18 protein-coding genes are annotated in these 18286 nt (G+C 70.6%); 4 read left to right on the top strand and 14 right to left on the bottom strand.

What is annotated here, in order from left to right:
• Positions 1–62: 62 nt before the first annotated feature.
• On the bottom strand, positions 63–1058 hold the full coding sequence (locus NL114_RS08800) for an ornithine cyclodeaminase family protein (protein ID WP_254824414.1): 996 nt from the start codon (positions 1056–1058) through the stop codon (positions 63–65).
• 132 nt (positions 1059–1190) lie between these two features.
• Between NL114_RS08800 and NL114_RS08795 the strand changes: the two genes are divergently transcribed.
• The gene (locus NL114_RS08795; RefSeq protein ID WP_254824413.1) at positions 1191–2087 is read left to right on the top strand and encodes a hypothetical protein; all 897 of its coding nucleotides are present in this window, start codon (positions 1191–1193) and stop codon (positions 2085–2087) included.
• 197 nt (positions 2088–2284) lie between these two features.
• On the opposite strand, the gene engB is transcribed toward NL114_RS08795, so the two are convergent.
• The 3 genes from engB to NL114_RS08780 form a co-directional block, all read right to left on the bottom strand.
• Positions 2285–2905, bottom strand: a complete 621-nt coding sequence (engB, locus tag NL114_RS08790) for a GTP-binding protein EngB (protein ID WP_254824412.1) — start codon at positions 2903–2905, stop codon at positions 2285–2287.
• Positions 2906–3051: 146 nt separating this feature from the next.
• Positions 3052–3948: an ABC transporter ATP-binding protein gene (locus NL114_RS08785; protein WP_434084115.1), complete on the bottom strand. Its 897-nt coding sequence runs from the start codon at positions 3946–3948 to the stop codon at positions 3052–3054.
• Complete coding sequence (locus tag NL114_RS08780) at positions 3945–5084, bottom strand: FecCD family ABC transporter permease (RefSeq protein ID WP_254824411.1); 1140 nt, start codon at positions 5082–5084, stop codon at positions 3945–3947. Before NL114_RS08780 ends, NL114_RS08785 begins: the two co-directional genes overlap by 4 nt.
• Before the next feature lie 250 nt (positions 5085–5334).
• On the opposite strand from NL114_RS08780, the gene NL114_RS08775 reads away from it, so the two are divergent.
• Positions 5335–5745, top strand: a complete 411-nt coding sequence (locus tag NL114_RS08775) for a metal-dependent transcriptional regulator (RefSeq protein ID WP_254824410.1) — start codon at positions 5335–5337, stop codon at positions 5743–5745.
• A gap of 78 nt (positions 5746–5823) precedes the next feature.
• Here NL114_RS08775 and NL114_RS08770 read toward each other — a convergent pair whose 3' ends face one another.
• The 9 genes from NL114_RS08770 to NL114_RS08730 all read right to left on the bottom strand — a co-directional run bounded on the left by NL114_RS08770 (position 5824) and on the right by NL114_RS08730 (position 14259).
• Positions 5824–6633 carry a DUF7260 family protein gene (locus tag NL114_RS08770; protein WP_254824409.1) on the bottom strand — a complete coding sequence of 270 codons (810 nt, stop codon included), beginning with the start codon at positions 6631–6633 and terminating at the stop codon, positions 5824–5826.
• Between the two features lie 4 nt (positions 6634–6637).
• Positions 6638–6952, bottom strand: a complete 315-nt coding sequence (locus NL114_RS08765; protein ID WP_254824408.1) for a hypothetical protein — start codon at positions 6950–6952, stop codon at positions 6638–6640.
• A gap of 2 nt (positions 6953–6954) precedes the next feature.
• Positions 6955–8094: an ABC transporter substrate-binding protein gene (locus NL114_RS08760; protein WP_254824407.1), complete on the bottom strand. Its 1140-nt coding sequence runs from the start codon at positions 8092–8094 to the stop codon at positions 6955–6957.
• Positions 8095–8150: 56 nt separating this feature from the next.
• Entirely contained in the window at positions 8151–9179 is a 1029-nt protein-coding gene (locus tag NL114_RS08755; protein ID WP_254824406.1) for an FAD-dependent oxidoreductase, read from the bottom strand.
• Positions 9176–9661 carry a DUF7552 domain-containing protein gene (locus NL114_RS08750; RefSeq protein ID WP_254824405.1) on the bottom strand — a complete coding sequence of 162 codons (486 nt, stop codon included), beginning with the start codon at positions 9659–9661 and terminating at the stop codon, positions 9176–9178. Before NL114_RS08750 ends, NL114_RS08755 begins: the two co-directional genes overlap by 4 nt.
• 1 nt (position 9662) lies before the next feature.
• Positions 9663–10820 carry an ABC transporter substrate-binding protein gene (locus NL114_RS08745; protein WP_254824404.1) on the bottom strand — a complete coding sequence of 386 codons (1158 nt, stop codon included), beginning with the start codon at positions 10818–10820 and terminating at the stop codon, positions 9663–9665.
• 2 nt (positions 10821–10822) lie between these two features.
• Positions 10823–12004 (bottom strand): ABC transporter substrate-binding protein, encoded by a 1182-nt coding sequence (locus NL114_RS08740; protein ID WP_254824403.1) that lies wholly within the window; start codon positions 12002–12004, stop codon positions 10823–10825.
• A 64-nt stretch (positions 12005–12068) separates the two neighbouring features.
• Positions 12069–12986: a HEAT repeat domain-containing protein gene (locus tag NL114_RS08735; RefSeq protein WP_254824402.1), complete on the bottom strand. Its 918-nt coding sequence runs from the start codon at positions 12984–12986 to the stop codon at positions 12069–12071.
• A 130-nt stretch (positions 12987–13116) separates the two neighbouring features.
• The gene (locus NL114_RS08730; RefSeq protein ID WP_254824401.1) at positions 13117–14259 is read right to left on the bottom strand and encodes an ABC transporter substrate-binding protein; all 1143 of its coding nucleotides are present in this window, start codon (positions 14257–14259) and stop codon (positions 13117–13119) included.
• Between the two features lie 193 nt (positions 14260–14452).
• Between NL114_RS08730 and recJ the strand changes: the two genes are divergently transcribed.
• Entirely contained in the window at positions 14453–15946 is a 1494-nt protein-coding gene (gene recJ, locus NL114_RS08725; protein ID WP_254824400.1) for a RecJ family nuclease, read from the top strand.
• 172 nt (positions 15947–16118) lie between these two features.
• Complete coding sequence (locus NL114_RS08720) at positions 16119–17090, top strand: DHH family phosphoesterase (protein ID WP_254824699.1); 972 nt, start codon at positions 16119–16121, stop codon at positions 17088–17090.
• A 106-nt stretch (positions 17091–17196) separates the two neighbouring features.
• On the opposite strand, the gene NL114_RS08715 is transcribed toward NL114_RS08720, so the two are convergent.
• Positions 17197–18207, bottom strand: coding sequence for a TIGR03617 family F420-dependent LLM class oxidoreductase (locus NL114_RS08715; protein WP_254824399.1), 1011 nt, complete (start codon positions 18205–18207; stop codon positions 17197–17199).
• Positions 18208–18286: the final 79 nt, after the last annotated feature.

Genomic DNA, 18286 nt, shown 5'->3' with positions numbered 1-18286 from the left:
CGGCACGAGCGGAGAAGAGCGTCCGCGTTTTGCACGGGTGTAACCGGTACGGCTTCGGTGTCCTATCGAACCCGCGTGTCCACCAGCTCGAACGGGTAGCCGTTGTCGTTCTCGTCGGCGTGCTCGTAGACGACGTGGGCGGTCGCCACGTCCTGGATGGCCAGTCCCGTGGAGTCGAACAGGGTGATGCCGTCGCCCGGTTCGCGCCCGGCCTTCTCGCCGGTGACGATCTCACCGAGTTCCCCGTAGATGTCGTCGTCGCCCAGTAGCCCCTCGCCCCAGGGGACGTTTATCTCGCCCGAGTGGGTACACTGCTCGTAGTCGTCGATGACGAGCTTGGCGTCGAGCAGGGTCTGGTCGTCGTGTTCGTGCTTGTCCGGGGCGTCCGCGCCCATGGCGTTGACGTGGGTGTGGTCGCCGAGGGCGTCACGGGGAACGATGGGCTCCTCGACGGGGGTCACTGTCGAGAGCACGTCACAGCCCGCGGCCTCCTCGATGCTCCCGCCATGGACGTCGAACTCGTCCTCGTAGCGCTCGACGAAGGCGGCGACGGCCGCCTCGCGCACGTCCGCGACGATGACCTCCTCGATGTCGCGGACGCAGGCGATGCCGTCCAGTTGCGTGTACGACTGGACCCCAGCACCCACGATGCCGAGCGAGGTGGCGTCCTCGATGGCGAGGTGGTCGGTGGCGACGGCGGCAGCCGCGCCCGTCCGGAGGCGGGTGAGCGTCGTGCCGTCCATCAGTGCCAGCGGGAACGCGTTACGCGGGTCCGAGTAGACCATCGTCCCCAGCACCGTGGGGAGGTCGTACTCCGCGATGTTGTCGGTGTGGACGTTGACCCACTTGATGCCGGCCGCGTCCCAGTCGCCGGCGTCCATGTACGCCGGCATCGACCGGAAGTCGCCGTTGTACTCCGGCAGGTCGATGTAGGATTTGGCGGGCATCTGTGTGTCGCCCCGCTGGTAGGCACCGAACGCCTCCTCGACGGCCCGGATCACGTCCGGCATCTGCGCGTTCTCGCGCACGTCCGAGGGGTTCAGGAGGAGTGTCTGCATGGGCGGCAATTCTTGCTTCCCCCACTTCGCTGTTCCCCTCCCATCGTCGGGTGGGTCCCGTCGCCGGACGGTTGGGTAGCCCTCGTGGCGGCCGCCGGAACCCGTATGCTCCGTGCGTCCGAACCACGCGACATGCATCGACTCGGGACCGTCGCGCTCTGTGGGCTGCTCGTCCTCACGGGCTGCAGCGCGGTACCCGGGGGCGGGGACGGCGGTGCGAGCAACCGGACGGAGACGTTGACGCCGGTGGCCGTTCCGGAGACGGCGACGCCGGTCGAGCGGCTCGCACCCGGACTCACGGCCCGCGGGGTGACCGACCCGCTGGCGCTGGCGAACGCGCACGCCGACACGCTCGGGGACCGCTACCGCTTCCACTCGAACTGGACCGTCCGCTACCGGAACGGCTCTGTCCACGCCCGCGCCGACCAGACCACCGCCGCGGTGCCCGGGCGCTTCCGCTCGCGCATCACCGTCGCCGGCAACACCGGCTTCCTCACCAACGGCGCCACGACCACGGTGACCGTCTGGGCAAACGAGTCGGTCCTGTTCGAGCGGCTCGAACGCGGCGGGACCAGCAGCTACCGCTACCTCGGCCCGGGGACGTACAACGGCGGCGCCGGCTTCTACAGCACGCTCCGCCGGCCGATCCCCTGGCGCGACCACTACACGGTCTTCGCGGGCGTGTCGACCCGCGTGACCGACCGAACGGTCGGCGGCGACACAGCCCCGACGACGTACACCCTCGTCGGCGAGCGCCTGCGTGACCCCACGACGTTCGCCGCGGCGACCGGCGTCCGCGAGCCGCGGAACGTCTCGCTCCGGGCGACCGTGACCGAGCGCGGCGTCGTCCGGACGCTCGCCCTGTCGTACGAGGGGCGCCTTCGGGGCGGCGAGCCGGTCCGGGTCACTCGCTCGGTCGTCTACCGCGAGCCGGTGGGCGACGTGTCGCGCCCGCCCTGGTACCGGGCGGCGCTGAACGGGAGCCGGAACAGCCGCGGGAACGTCCCGAACCCGCGACTGGCGGGGTGAACGTGCCGAGGGAACGAGAGCGCAGTTATCTGATACGATGTATTGCATCCGCGCGAGCCGAAGGCGAGCGCGGTTCACCGGACCGAGCGGCTTCGCCGCGAGGTCCGGCTTTTTTCTGAACGTTTTTTGCGGTGAGAGGTCCCGCAGGCTGGCGGCGAAGCCGCCAGCCGAGGAGACCCGAACCGCAAAAAAGCTCCTTAGAAGAACTTGAACAGGTCGTCCCGCTTCGCCTCGTGGAGGTGATGGCGGACGGCCTGGTTCAGCGGCTCGATGCGGCCCTGTTTCGCGACGATGGGCGCGATGACCTCCTCCTCCCACTGCTGCCACGGCGGGTAGAGCCCGAACCGGTCGGCGATCTCGTCGAGGCGCTCGTCGCGGTCGTCGACCTTGTCCATCTTGTTGACCGCCAGCACCGCGGGGATGTCGAGCTCCTGCAGGAACGAGAACAGCTCGACCGTGTGAGGGATCTCCTCGGGGCCGGAGTGGCGGTCGATGATGTCGACCGCGGCCTTCCCGTCGAGGACGACGACGCCGGCGAGGATCTGCTCGGCGTACTGCTCCAGATAGCGGACGATGTCGGTCTTGATGTTCTCGCGGCGCCCCTCGTCGACGCCCGCCATGAACCCGAAGCCCGGGAGGTCCGTCACGACGAAGTCCTCCGAGGCCCAGTCGTAGTGGTTGGGTTCGCGCGTGACCCCCGGCTTCCCGCCGGTGTCGAACTTGTGCCCCGTGATCTCGCGCATCAGCGTGGACTTGCCCACGTTCGACCGCCCGAGGAGGGCCACCTCGGCGTCGCGGTCCGGGCGTGTCTCGAACATACCAGTGGAGAATCGGTTGGCGGGGATAAGCCGTGCGGGTCTAGCGGAGCCGGAAGTAGCTGGTCGGCCGGGCGGTTCCGGGAACGGGAAGCGAGGGCTTCGGAAACGGCGACCTCGTCACCGAAGGCACGCAGGACCCCCGACGCCTACTCCAGCGGCCGGCGGGGAACGATCTCCGGCCCGTCCAGCCCTCCCCGAACCGTCGCGTCCACCCCGAACACGTCCGCCAGTAGCCCCTCGGTCACCACGTCGGCCGGCGGCCCCCAGTCGTACAGTTCGCCGTCCTGCATCGCGATGAGGTTGTCCGCGTAACGGGCGGCCTGCGCGATGTCGTGGAGCACCACCCCGACGGTGACGCCGCGGTCGGCGTTGAGCGTCCGGACCGTCTCCAGCACGTTCAGCTGGTGGCGCAGGTCGAGGAAGGTCGTCGGCTCGTCCAGCAGGAGCACGTCCGTCTCCTGGGCGAGACTCATGGCGACCCACGCGAGCTGTTTCTGCCCGCCCGAGAGATCCGTGAGCGGGCGGTCGCGGAGGTCGCTGACCCCCGCCAGCTCGATGGCGCGGTCGACGGCCCGCTGGTCGGCATCGTTCACGCCGTCGAGGAACCCCCGGTACGGGTAGCGCCCGTGCTGGACGAGCTTCTCGACGGTCAGCGAGCCCGGCTCCTGGCGCTCCTGGGAGAGCAGTCCGACCCGGCGGGCGCGCTCCTTCTCGGCCATCGCGTAGACTGACTCGTCGTCGAGGGCGACGGCGCCGCCCCAGGGTTCGAGCTGTCCGGCGAGGGCCTTCAGGAGCGTCGACTTCCCGCTCCCGTTCGGGCCGACCAGCGCCGTCACCTCGCCCGCCGGGATGACGACGCGCTCGCACTCGACGATGGGCTCGTCCGTACCGGGATACCCGATCTCGAGGTCGCGGCCGACGAGTTCGCTGGCGGCCGCGTCGCCGTCGTCGGTGGCCATCGCCGCGTCCGTGGTGGCCCCGTCGTCCGCGCGGTCGCCGTCCGGTGCTGCCGTCTCGGGGGTGGTGCGTGTGCCGTTCATCAGAGATCACCCAGCTCGTTGCGCCGTCGCATCAGGTAGAGGAAGTACGGCCCCCCGACCAGTCCCGTGACGATGCCGACCGGGAGCTGGATGGGTGCGCCGGTGGTGAACTGGAACGCCAGGCGCGCACCCAGGTCCGCCACCACCAGCAGCGCCGGGCCGACGAACGCACAGCCGACCATCAGCCGGCGGTAGTCGCTCCCGACGACGGTGCGGACCATGTGGGGGACGATGAGGCCGACGAAGCCGACGATGCCCGCGACCGCCACGGATGCGGCGGCGGCGAGGATGGCCACCGCCGACAGGAGAAAGCGGGCCCGCTCGACGCGCATCCCGAGTGCGCTCGCGGTCGACTCACCCAGCAGGAGGACGTTCAGGTAGCGCGCACCCAGCACGGCCGCGGGCAGGACCAGCAGTGTCGGCGGGAGGATCATCCGCACCTGCTCCCAGTCGACCCCGGTGAGCGAGCCCGTCGTCCACGCGATGGCCGCCTGCACGGTCCCGAGGTCCGACGCGAAGAAGAACAGCGCCGTCTGCATCGAGTTGAGGACGGTGCCGACGATGACGCCCGCCAGCACCAGCCGCACGGGAGAGGTGCCGCCCTGCCACGCGATGGCGTAGACGACGAGGAAGGCGACGGTGCCACCGAGCGCGGCCGTCAGTGGCAGCAGTGCGGCGAAGTTGGCGAAGACGACCAGCGTCAGCAGGACGGCGAAGCCCGCGCCCGAGGAGACGCCGAGGATGAACGGGCTCGCGAGCTCGTTGCGCGTGACCGCCTGGAACACCGCCCCCGAGAGCGCGAGGTTCATGCCGACGAGCGCGCCGACGAGGACGCGGGGCAGCCGGACGTTCCAGACGATGAGCGTCTCGGTCGGGAGGTCGAACGACGTATCGAAGCCCAGCGCGCTCGCCAGGCCGTCCCCGAGAACGAACGACGCCAGCACGTTCGGGCGGAGCCACACCAGCGGGTCGAAGACCGCGCCAACCACCTGCCAGAACGTCATGTCGTACGCCCCGAAGCGGACCTGCACCAGCCCCGCGAGCACCGTGACGGCCAGCGCGACGGCGCAGGTCAGGGCGAGCGAGCGGTCCAGCCAGCCGACCTCCCGACCGAACACCTCGCGCGTCTCAGTTGCCATGCGAGTCCTCCGTACACATCTCGTTGTGGTTTAGGGTGGCCTAAGCATTGATGAGGGTTCCGGTTCGTCACCCGTACGGGCGGCCGACGGTACAGTGGAGAGCGAACGCGGCGCTGGAACCGAAACCTTTTGTGTTTTTAGGCTGGCCGAAAATCATGGCGAGTGCGGGAGTCATCGACGCGGCCACCGCCCCGGGGCATGCCGGCGATGTCGCGGGAGGAGCGACCACCATCGAGACGGGTGCGAGCGGATGAGCGGACGCGGCGAGTACGTGCTGGCGCTGTACATCGCCGAGCATCAGGGGGAGCCGCCGGTCTCGCCGGGGCAGGTGGCCGAGCGGCTGGGGCGGTCGCCGGCGACCGCCTCGGAGATGTTCCGGAAGCTCGGCGACGACGGGCTGGTCGACTACGAGCCGTACGAGGGCGTCGCGCTCACCGAGGCGGGCCGTGCACGCGCCACGGAGCTCCACGAGACGTACGTCCTGCTCTCGTGGTTCTTCCGGGCCGTGCTCGACCTCGACGACCACGAGGGGAAGGCGATGGAGATGGCCGCGGTGATGGACCACGAGGTCGCGGCCCAGCTCGTCGAGACGCTCCCCTACGACGCCGAGGTGCCGCCGGAGCTGGAGGTACCCGACCGGGACGACGACGCGGAAGCGTAGCGGTCGCCGGCCCCGGAACGATGGCGGGTCGTCCTCTCCCGGTATCGACGGTCGCCCGGGAGGGGCATCCGGGCCCGTTCACCCCCGGCTGGTGAGATGGTGACGGACCGCTCGCTGGCAGTCCGCACAGACGGCCGCGAACTCGGCGAGGACCGCGAGGACCGGGTGGGCCGAGCCGGGGCTGTCGGTCTCGCCGTAGAGGTACTCGAAGAAGGGTTCGTGGGTCACGCGGCAGCCGTCCCGGCCGGTCGTCCCACGCAGGAACGACTGGCGCTCGCGGGCGAGGGCGTCACAGCGCTCCCGATGGCGGGCGAGCCGCTCGTGGCGCTCCCGGAGCGCGTCGAAGCCCAGCGCGGAGAGCGGCGTCTCGTCGGCCGCGCGGAGCCACTCGACGGCCGTCGTGACGGTCTCGTGTACCCCGTCCAGCTGCTCGCGTTCGCGGTCCAGCACGACCGCCGTCGCGTCCAGTTCTCGCCGCCGCTCGGCGACCGACTCCCGGATGGCCGTCCGGAGCGGCGGCGTCAGCGGCCCCTCGCCCGCGAGCGCACCGGCCACCTCCGGGCCGAGTTCGTCCCGCAGCACCGTCGCGGGGGAGCCGTCCTCGACGTGGTCCGGGACCACCGGCACGACGAGGTCGACGAACGCCTCGCGGACCGCCGTGCGTTCGTCCGGGCCACCGGACCCGGCTGTATCGAGACAGGACTCTGCACCCGTCATCCCGGTCCGAACGCCCCCGTCGGCCACCGGTCGGTTGCCGCCGGCCGTCACCAGATCCTCGACACGCTCGGAGAACGCGTCCAGCGCGTCCTCCTCTGCGACCACCGCGCGGCGCTCCTCGCGGACCCGCTCGGTCGCCGCGTCCAGCCGTGTCGCGAGTTCGAGGACCACGGTGCTACCTCCGAACGCGTACCGGGTCGTCGGCGGCGATGAACACGCCGTCGCTCTCCTCGGCACCGAGCGCCATCCCGCCGCCGGACTCCCGGTAGACGGTCCACTCCGGGAGCGGCGGGATGCCGTAGTCGGCGGGCTCGTTGAAGCTGGCGGCGATGGTCCAGGCCCGGGCGCGCATCCGTCCCGCGTCGGCGTCCTCGCCTCCCAGGCCGGCGCCCTCGCCTCCCGGATGGGTGTCCTCGTCTCCCGGGTGGGTGTCCACGTCCCCCGAATCGGCCGCCGCGGTCGGCTCGGCGGCATCGTGCGCGTCGTCCATGCTCAGAACGCCCCGTTCACGATGTCCGCGACCCGGTCCCGGTCGAACAGTTGCTCGTCGCCGGTCACGTCGCCGAACTCCTCCGGATAGAGCTGCTTGGCGGCCCGCTCGGTGAGGAACAGGTTGTGGATGGGGCCCTGGTAGAGGTAGCCGCCGCGGTAGACCCGGCCGTTCCGGACCGCCTGCAGTTCGCTTCCGACCGGGTGGTCCTCCATGTACGCGAGGACGGTGTCGCGGAACTCCGCGGCGGACTTGCGCTCGTGCCCGCGGACGAGGATGACCTCCGGGTCGATCTCGGCGAGGTTCTCGTAGTCCAGCTCGCCGCGGTTGGTGGTGCTGAGGTTCTCGATGTCCGTCCCCGCGAGCGCGTCGCTCACTCCGAGGTCGCGCCACTGCTTCTTGCTCGTACCCCGGTCGTTCAGCCGGTACGGCGAGAACGTCTCCGGGGAGTCGGTGCCCTCGAACGTGAGGAAGACGTTCGGCCGCTCGTCGGCCGGCGGCAGCCGCGCCTGGATCCCGGCGACGAACTCGTCGTGGAGCGTCGCGAACGCCTCGAACCGCTCGCGCTCGTCGAATGCCGCCGCCACCCTCTCGAACGCCTCGTACAGCGTGTAGTACCGGTAGTCGTGCCACTCGTCCGACCGCCGGAAGATGAGGTTCCCCAGGAACGGGGCGACGTTCTCCCGGACCTCCTCGACGTCGGCCCGGTCCCAGTCGAACCAGTTGCGGAGCATCCCCGGGTCGTACAGGTGGAGGTCGCTGTCGAGCTCGTAGAACTCCTCCTTCGTCCGGACCTCCGGGTGCGCCTCGATGGTCCCGCGGTCGACGGAGACGCCCGGAAGCTCGTCGTAGACGTAGGTGTAGTAGCGGTCGGCGCCGCCGACGCCGGTGAGCCCGTCGGCCTGCCCGAGCGCGACGGCCATGTCGGCGTAACCGCCGTCGTAGGCGGCCCAGCGCTCCGGGACGGCATCGAACTCGACCGTCCCCATCGGCTGCATCGTCACCGTGTAGGCGTCGCCGTCGGTCGGCGAGGCCGGCGCCCCGTCGCTCGCCGGCAGCGAGTCCGTGCAACCGGCGAACAGGCCCGCGCCGGCCGCCACACCTGCACCCAGTACGTCACGCCGCGTCGGTCCTCTCGACATATGATTTAGGCTAGCCTAAAACAATAAAAACGCACCGATTTTTAGCCCGGCCTAAATCACCGGGACGCGCCATCCGCCGAACCATCCGCCGCACCGTCCGCCGCACCGTCCGCCACACTGCCCCCCGCGGCACCTGCCGCACCGTCCGCGGTGTACGCCTCCACGGCGTCGTCCGGGAGCGCGTCGAGCACGGTCTCCGGGTCGGCGCGCTCGACGGCCGTCTCCACCAGCACGTCCGTGTCGAGGTGGGCGGCCAGCGCCCGGTGGCCCTGCCCCCGTCGCCGGGCGACCTCGTCGGCCTCGATCTGCCACTCCTGTCGTGTCTCGGCGACCTCGCGGGCCCGCTGCCGGGCCTCGTCGTCGTCCAGGTCGTCGGGCACGTCCTCGAGATGGTACTCCGTGATGTTCTCCAGCCACTCCTCGCCCACCCAGCGGCCCTGTTCGACGACCCAGTCCCTGTGGTCGCCGGGGCCCTCCCACAGCCCCTCGACCTCGTACCGGTGGTCGGTGACGAGGCCGAGGCCGACGCGGGCGCCGTGGCCGACCGCGACCGCGACCTGGCTCTCGACGCCCGCCAGCGGGCCCGCGACGTACAGGCCGTCGACCGCGGTCCGGCCGTACTCGTCGGGGTGGTCCCGGTCGAACCGTGGCTCGTCCTCGCCCTCGTACTGCCGGGGGAAGTCGTCGTGGCAGTCCAGCAGGTACGCGTCGTCGTACGTCGTCGCGGCGACCACGTACCGGGCGCGGACCGTGCGGCCGTCCTGGGTCTCGACCCGGAACGCGCCCCCGTCGGCCGGGGGCTCGACCGTCGTCACGAGGTCGGCCACGAGGTCGGCACCGACCCGCTCGATGTGGTCGTGGAACAGGTCGTAGGTGGTGTCGATGTCGACACCCGCGGGGAACCCGGGGTAGTTCTCCAGGTACGCACACTGTCGGAGCGACGACGTTCCGCGGTCGAAGACGACCGTGTCGAACCCGTAGCGCGCGGTGAAGACGGCCGCGGCCGTGCCCGCCGGGCCACCACCCACCACGACGACATCGCGGTCCGTGGCGGGCGTGTCGTCGGCGCCGGCCGCGTCGGTCATCGCTCCCCCCGCATCGTCCGGAGCTGGCGTTCGACCACCTCGTCGTCCAGCAACGCGTCCGGCCCGACGAGGTCGACGACCGGCGCGTTCTCGACCCGGAGCCACTCGTCACGGCCGTCGCCGGCGAGCGTCACCGTCCGGCGGGTCCGCGGCAGGCCGTTGGCCCGGCGGCCGTCCGTCGTCTCGCGGACGCTGACGAACCCGACGGCCGAATCCGTCTCCTCGCAGACGGCGAGGTCGTACGACTCGCAGTCGGGGTCGAGGTCACACAGCGCCGTCCGGTAGGCAACCGCGGCGTCCCGGGCACGCTCGGCGTCGGCGAACGAGCCGAAGCGCAGCCGCGAGACCGGCGCCGGCCGGACACCCGTCTCGGCGCAGGCGACCGCGAACGCCCCGTCAGCGTCGGCCAGCGCCTCGACCCGCTCGCGGGCACGGCGCAGGAGGTCCCCCGGGTTCGACCCGGCTCCCGTGTCGGCCGACATCTCAGACCGCCCCGTCGACGATGTCCGCGACGCGCTGCCGGTCGAACAGCTGTTCGCCGCCGAACTCGTCGGGGTACACACCCTGTGCGGCGCGCTCCAGCTGGAACAGATGGATGATGGGACCCTGGTAGGTGTGGCCGCCGTAGACGACGCGGTCGTTCCGCACCGCCGACAGCTCGCTCGCCACGTCGTGGGCCTCCAGATGCGAGACGATGCGCTCCTCGAACGCCTCGTCCGTCACCTCGCCCTGGAGCCGGACCGCCAGCACGTCCGGGTCGATGTCCAGCAGCGTCTCGAAGTCGATCCGCCCGCCGCCGGCCTGCGCGTCCGTCACGCCAGCCGTCCCGAGCGCGTCGCCGACACCGAGGTCGCGCCACTGTTTCGACTGGGTCCCCTCGCCGATGAGGTACGGGTAGAACGACTCCGGTGGCGCGTCCGCGGGGAAGAGGACGGCCACGTCCGGACGCTCCTCGGGGAGCCGCGACTCGACAGCCGCGACGACCTCGTCGTGGTAGCCCGCGAACGCCTCGTAGCGGGCCTCCTGCTGGAACGCCCCGGCCAGCTTCCCGAACGCCTCGTACAGGTCGTAGTGGCGGTAGCCGTCGTGCCAGTCGTAGACGGTCGAGAAGCTGGTGTTCCCGAAGAACGGTGCGACGTTCTCGCGGAGTTCCGTGACATCGCTCTCGCTCAGCCCGAGCCGGTTCACCATGAAGTTCGGGTCGATGACGTGGAGGTCGGCGCCGATGTCGTAGAACCGCTCCTTGTCGATGCCCTCGTTGTAGAGCTCGCCGATGGCTCCGGTGTCGACGGAGACGCCCGGTAGCTCGTCGTAGTAGTGCGAGGCGTAGCGGGCCTTGATACCGACCGCTTCGAGCCCCTCGGCCTGCCCGAGCGCGACGCCCATGTCCGCCCAGTCACCGGTGAACGACACCCAGGTCTCGGGCACGGCATCGAACTCGACCTCGCCGACGGGCTCCATCGAGACGGTGTACGAGGTGTCGGTCGCGGTCGGGTCCCCGCCGCCGTCGCTGCTGCCACCATCACCGGGCAGCGAGTCGGTACAGCCCGCCAGCAGGCCCGCACCCGCCGCCGCGCTGCCCAGCTTCACGACATCGCGTCGGGTCGGTGCCTCGGTCGTCGTGGTGTCGTCACTCGTCATCGTCAGAACTCCCCGTTGATGATGTCGGCCACCCGGCCGTGGTCGAACAGCTGCTCGTCGGCGCCGAACGCCGGATACGTGTCGCCGTTCTCGTAGCCGGGCCACGTACCGAACCGCTCGGGATAGAGCTGCTTGGCCGTCATCTCCGTCTGGAACAGGTTCATCAACGGCCCCTGCCACCGCGTCCCCTGCGCGTACACCCGGCCGTTCCGGACGGCGGTCACCTCGCTCGCGACCGGGTCGTCCCGCAGGTTCCGCTCCATCTGCTCGAAGTCGACGGACTCCGTGACCGTCCACAGTGCGAGTATCGCGTCGGGGTCGGCGTCCAGCAACGCCTCCATATCGATCTGCTTGAACGCGCCCTCCCACTGCTCGTCGCCGAAGGCGTCGACGGCTCCGAGCGGTCGCGTGTGGGTGTTCCAGTAGCCGGCAGCGTTCAGCCGGAGCACGTAGATGGCGGACAGGTCCGTCGAGATGGAGAGGTACGCGACGGTCGGCCGGTCCGACTCCGGTGGGAGGTCCGCCTCGATAGTTCCGAGGAGGTCGTCGTGGACGGATGCGAGCGCTTCGTACCGCGACCGTTCCCCGTAGAGGCTGGCGACGCCGTCGAACAGGTCCCACAGCGTGTGGTACTCGTACCCGTCGGCCCACGCGTCGGGGGGGCTGGCGTGATAGCTGCTGTAGTAGTTCCCGAACCACGGGCCGACGTTGTTCGCGATCTCGTCGACGTCGTCCCTGCTCCAGTTGTCCTGTGTCGTCACCCACGCGGGGTCCACGAGGTGGAGGTCGCTTTCGAGTTCGTACAGCTGTTCCTTCGTGAAGCCGTACTCCCCCGCCGCATCCGCCCACGCGATTTCGACGCCATCCATGCCGGCGGTGAAGTACTCGAGGGCCGCCGCGGTGCCGTCCCACCAGAGGGAGTTGACGCTCTCGCCGTGACCGAGCGCGGTGGCCATGTCCGGGAACCACGGGAAGTGGGTGAACACGTCCGTCGGCGGCTCCTCGAGGGTCACCTCGCCGACCGGCGACAGGGTCGCCGTGTACGAGTCCTCCGTGTCGGTCGGGCGTTCGCCGCCGCTCGACCCGTCGTCGCTCGGAAGCGAGTCCGTACAGCCCGCCAGCAGGCCCGCTCCGGTCGCTGCTCCCGCACCCAGTACGTCGCGCCGCGTGGGTCGTCGTGGCATGTATTTTAGGCCCGCCTAACAATACATGAACCCGTCGATTTTTCGGCCAGCCTAAACGAATCGGTCAGGCAGGGTCGCCCGGCCCGCCGAGACCGCCCGGATGCCCCGGCGGGAGTGCGGGGTCCACCGGGTCGTCCGGCGTCGCCACCGCCGCGGCCGCGGCGTCGTGCCCCTCGGCGACGGCCGGCAGGTCGCGTCCCTCCGTGTCGCCGGTCGCAACCGCGACGCGCTCGTCGCGGAACGCGAGCGCCTCGTCGTCCGCATCCCCGTCCGCATCGTCCTCGGCGACGGCCACCGCATCCATGTCGACCGCGACCCCGGCGTCTCCCAGCGCCTCCGCCGCGCGGCCGGCGACGTACGGTTCCTCGTCCCCGAGGCACGCTTCGAGCGCATCGGTGACCACCGCAACGCGGGCCGGTTCCACCCGCGCGACCGCCGCCAGCGCCGTCGTCAGGTGGTAGCGGACCACCGCGGAGTCGTCGTCCAGTGCCTCGGCGATGTCGGGGACGAGAGTGCGGAGCGCCGACGGGTCCGCGAGCGCGCAGTCGGCAAGCGCACCCGCGTATCGCTCGCGGGACTCCTCACGTTCGAGTTCCAGCCCGTTCAGCAGGCGGGCCAGCAGCGACGGGTCGACCTCCCCGCTGGCGCGGGCGACCCGCCCGAGCGCCTGGACGGCCCGCGCCCGGACGTAGTAGAACTCGTCGTCGAGGGCGTCCTCCAGCGGCCCCGTCGGCACCGCCTCGGGGTCGGCCTCGGCGACCGCGAGGTAGGTCTTCGCGGCCAGCAGCCGGGTCGAGTCCCGGTCGTCGTCGAGCAGTGGCGCGAGGCCGGCGAGCGCGTTGGCGACGGCGGCAGGGTCGCTCTCGGCGCGGTCGCGTAGCGCGGTGGCGAGTTCGTGCCGGGCGTCGCCGTCGTCCGAGAGCGCGTCGGCGAACGCCTCGGGCCCGTCGCGGGCGGCGTCGAGGAGGAGGTCCGAGTCCATGTGGGGTGGTCGTCGGGGAGTGTGGTGAATCCGGCGGCATGGAGCGTTTGTCGCCTGGTTGCGCCTCCCGTTCCGTACTGCAGATTTTATCGCATCGCTCGCATAGTAGGAACCGAAATGCGCCAGTATCTCAGTTATCCCCGGTGATGATGCTCGCCACCTCGTCACGGTCGAACAGCTCCCCCGAGTAGACATCCGGGAAGTACGCCGTCGCGAACCGCTCGGTGAGGAACAGGTTCTGGATGGGGCCCTCGTAGATGGGGCCGCCGCGGAACACCCGCCCCTCCTGGACCGCCGTGAGCTGCGAGGCCGTGTCGTGGTCCTGCATGAACGACAGCACGGTGTTCCGGAACTCCTGCTCGGTCTTCGTCTCGTGGCCCCGGATGAGGATGGAGTCCGGGTCGACCTCCAGCATCGCCTCGTAGTCGATCTGTCCGCGGTCGTTCGTCGAGAGCCCCTCGACGCCGCTGCCAGCGAGGGCGTCGGAGATGCCGAGGTCGTGGAACTGCTTCTTGCTGGTCCCCTTGTCACTCAGGCGGGCCGGGTAGAACAGCTCGGGCTCGTCGCCGGCGGCGAAGCAGAGCAGCCCGTTCGGGCGCTCCCGCGCCGGCGGCAGGTCGGCCTGGACCGACGCGAGCAGGTCGTCGTGGAGCGACTGGAACGACTGGAACCGCTCCGTCTCCTGGTAGACCTCGGCGACCTTCTCGAACGCCTCGTACAGCGTGTAGTACCGGTAGTCGTGCCACGAGTCCGTCCGCCGGAAGATGGTGTTCCCGAAGAAGGGGGCCACGTTCTCGGCGAGCTCGTCGATGTCGGCCTGCTCGACGCCGCCGAAGTTGTTGCGCAGCCAGTTCGGGTCGATGAGGTGGAGGTCCCCGGCCAGCTCGTAGAACACCTCCGTGTCGATGCCACTCTGGTACAGCTCCGTGAGCGAGTCCTTGTCGATGCTCACGCCGTCCAGTTCCTCGTAGACACCGGTGTAGTAGCGGGACCTGACGCCGACGCTGTTGATGGAGTCGCCGTGGCCCAGCGCGACCGCCATGTCGGCGTAGCCGGGGAAGTAGTTCGTCACGGATTCGGGGACCCCGTCGAGGGTGACATCCCCGGTCGGGACCATCGAGACGGTGTAGGAGTCACCGTCTCCACCGTCACCATCGCCGTCGCCGGCCGCGAAGCCGCCGGTGCAGCCCGCCAGCGCCGCCGCGACGCCGACCCCGGCACCCGCCGTCAGTACGTCCCTGCGCGTGCGACCCGAACCGCTGTCGTCGACCATACCTTTAGGCTCCCCTAAGGACTGAAAAGAGCATCGAAGTTTAGGTTCACCTAAGCGAGTCGGGATGAGCCGGGCGCGTCCGGGGCACTGCAAGAGGACGGCAAGGGGAGCGGCAGAGAGCGGCAGAGAGCGGCGGGGGACAACTGGGGGTACGCCCGCAGGTTTAACCCGGAGAGCGACCCATCCCCGGGCAATGGCTGCCACCGTCTCCACCCCGGACCCCGACGAGCTCCCGGTGCCGGAGCTCGCCGAGGACGCCGCCCGCTGTGCCGAGCGGCTCGCCCGCGCCGACCGCGTGCTGCTGGCCTCGCATATCGACGCCGACGGGCTGACCAGCGCGGCCGTCGCCTCGACGGCGCTGGAGCGGGCGGGCATCCCCTACGAAGTCGTCTTCGAGAAGCAGCTCGACGCAGAATCCATCGCCGGCATCGCGAATCGGGACTACGACACCGTCCTCTTCACGGACTTCGGCAGCGGACAGCTCGACATCATCGCCGCCCACGAACGCGCGGGCCACTTCGAACCCGTCATCGCGGACCACCACCAGCCCGCGACGGGCGAGGCCGCCGACGGGGGCGAGCCCGAGACGGCGTTCCACCTGAACCCGCTGTTGCGGGGACTGAACGGCGCCTCCGAGCTGTCGGGGGCGGGGGCGGCGTACGTGCTGGCGCGCGCGCTCGAGCCCGTTGGTGCCGAGCGCGAGCACGGGCATGCGGCGGACAACCGCGACCTCGCGGCGCTGGCCGTGGTCGGCGCCGTCGGGGACATGCAGGCCTCCGGTGGCGAACTGCACGGCGCGAACGCCGGCATCGTCGCCGAGGGCGTCGCGGCGGGCGTCCTGAAGGAGGCCCAGGACCTCGCGGTGTACGGCAAGCAGACCCGCCCGCTCCCCAAGCTGCTGGAGTACGCCACCGACACGTTCGTCCCGGGCATCTCCAACGACGAGGCCGGCGCCATCGAGTTCCTGCAGTCGCTCGACCTGGATCTGCAGGACACCGACGGGGAGTGGCGGACCTGGGTGGACCTCCCCCGCGAGGAGCAGAAGGCCATCACGTCGGGACTGGTCGAACGGGCGGTCCGTTCGGGCGTCCCGGCGCGCAAGGCCGAGAACCTCGTCGGGACGACGTACACGCTGCTCGACGAACCCGTCGGCACCGAGCTCCGGGACGCGAGCGAGTTCTCGACGCTGCTGAACGCGACCGCGCGCTACGAGCGTGCCGACGTGGGGCTCGCGGTCTGTCGCGGCGACCGCGACGAGGGGCTCGTCCGGGCCCGCCGGCTCCTGCGCGAGCACCGGCGGAACCTCTCGGAGGGGCTGGAGTGGGTCAAGCGCACGGGCGTCACCCGCGAGGACAACCTCCAGTGGTTCGACGCCGGCGAGGAGATCCGCGAGACCATCGTCGGCATCATCGCGGGGATGGCGGTCGGCACCAGCGGCGTCGACCGGAACACGCCCATCGTCGCGTTCGCCCGCAAGAACGACGAGGAGACGAAGGTCTCCTCGCGCGGAACACCCGCCCTCGTGGGGCAGGGCCTCGACCTCTCGGTCGTGATGGGCGAGGCCTCCGAGGCTGTCGGCGGCGGCGGTGGCGGGCACGACGTGGCGGCGGGCGCCACCATCCCCTCGGGCGAGGAGCGCGCGTTCATCGAGGCGGCGGACCGCATCGTCGGCGAACAGCTGGGCTGAGTGGCCCACCCGCACACCCATGGTGCGTGCCGCCCAAGAGCCGGGTATGCAACAGCACGACGAGTCGACCGACGCCGACCCGTCGGCCGACGAGGGCGGCGAGACGGCGGCCGTGCAGCCGGCCGACCCGGAGCCATCCCGTCCCGAGGAGCTCCACGACCTGCTGGCCGCGATGGAGTCGCTCACCGTCGTCTGCCACGACAACCCTGACCCGGACTGCCTGGCGAGTGCGATGGCGCTCGCGGCGCTCGCCAGCGACGCTGGCGTCGATGACGTGGTCATCTGCTACGACGGCAACATCTCCCACCAGCAGAACCGGGCGTTCGTCAACCTGCTCGAACTCGACCTCGAACCGTTCGACCCGGCACTGCTGGACGGCCGGTCGGTCGCGTTCGTCGACCACTCCGTCCCGGGGCAGAACAACGCCGTCCCCGAGGGAACGCCGATCGACGTGGTTATCGACCACCACCCGGCGGAGGGCGCCGAGGCGCGGTTCGTCGACCGGCGGGAGACCGCGGGCGCGACGGCCACCATCCTCACCGAGTACGTCCACGCGCTGGGGATCGACCTGGAGGGACGGCTCGCGACCGGGCTGCTGTTCGCGGTCCGCCGGGAGACGCTCGGCTTCCTCCGGGGCGTGACCGCCGCCGAACACGAGGCCGCCGCCATCCTCCACCCGTACGCCGACGAGAAGACGCTCCGGCAGCTGGCGAGCCCACCGGTCACGGGGTCGACGGCCGACGCCCTCGGCACGGCCATCGACAACCGCGAGGTCCGGGGCTCCACGCTCATCTCGCACGTCGGCCGGACTGGCGAGCGGGACGCACTCCCGCAGTCGGCGGACTACCTCGTCGAGCTGGAGGGCGTCGGGAGCGCGGTCGTCTTCGGCATCGTGGACGACTGCATCGAGTTGAGCGGCCGCACCAACGACTCCCGGGTCCACATCGGCGAGGCGCTGGACGAGGCGTTCTCCGATGTCGGGAGCGCCGGCGGACACCGGGAGATGGCCGGCGGCAAGATCCCGCTCGGGCTGTTCGCCGACGCGGCGGCGGACGAGCGACTGGTCGAGTTCGTCGAGGGGATCGTCACCGACCGGCTCGTGAGTGCGATGAACCTGCCGGAGGACGAAACCGAGGAGGAGTAGCTGGGGCGCAGCGAGCACCGCGAGCGAGCCCCAGTACCCGAGCGGGGAGCGAAGCGACCCGCGAGGGGAGAGCGGCACCGGGCCTGACGTGGGCTCCGGGAGCGCGTCAGAGCGCCGCGACGACCTCCTCCCAGAACGGCTCGGACGGGTCGAACTCCAGCTGGACGCGGTCGGCGACGCCGCCGTACGTCTCGCGGATCTCGTCGCCCAGTTCTGCGGGCGGCGCCTCGATGGCGAACGCCTCGACCATCTCGTCCGTGACGAGGCCGTGCATCTCCCCCCACTTGTCCTCCTTCGAGAGCTCGTGGAGTTCCATCCCGACGTCCTCCCAGCCGTGGAGTTCGAGGACATCGTGGTACGTGCGGGTGGAGCCGTAGAACGCGATGCGGGCCCGGACCTCCTCGCGGCGGGCCTCCCGGCGGCTCTCGTCGCCGGTGATGACGAACGGGCTGGCCGACAGGGTGACCTCCTCGAACGGCCGGTTCATCTGCTCGGCGCCCGCCCGCACGGTGGGCTCGATGACCTCCTCGGTGTACTCTGGGGTGTTGAAGGCGTGCATGCAGAGGCCGTCGGCGGTCCCGCCGGCCATCTTGAGGTTGTACTCGTTGACGCCGGCGACCCAGATCTCCGGCGGACCCGAGTCGAGCGGCCCCGGGTTGAACGCCTCCGGAAGCAACGAGAACTGGTAGAACTCGCCGTCGTAGTCGAGTTCGTCCGCCTCGCCGTCGAACACGTCCCAGATGTGCTTGATGGACTCGACCATCTCGCGCAGGCGGGGCCCGGGCCGCTTCCACTCGAAGTCGACAGAGAAGCGGCGCTCGTTGTGCCCCTTCACCTGGGTGCCGAGGCCGAGGACGAACCGGCCGTCGGAGTAGCGCTGGAGGTCCCAGCCCTGCAGCGCCAGGACCATCGGACTCCGGGCGAACGCGGTGGCGATGCGGGTCCCGAGTTCGATGTCGCTGGTGTGTTCGGCGACGACCGGGAGCGGGAGGAACGCGTCGAAATCGAGTTCCGGCGCCCAGATGCCGTCGAAGCCCGCGGCCTCGGCTGCCTCGGCGAGGTCGGCAGTCTGCTCGTCCAGTCCGGGAACGCTCGCGTCGATGCGGAGGTCCGTCATGCGAACACGTGCCGGAGGGAGGGGAGTTAGGTGTTGGTGCGGCCACGAGTACAGATGGGCATCGCGAGGGGGCCATCGG

This window comes from Haloglomus halophilum, from assembly GCF_024298885.1.
In the GTDB taxonomy this organism is placed as follows: Archaea; Halobacteriota; Halobacteria; order Halobacteriales; family Haloarculaceae; genus Haloglomus; species Haloglomus halophilum.
Note: the sequence above shows the minus strand (reverse complement) of the source record. Positions and strands in the feature narration are given on the sequence as shown.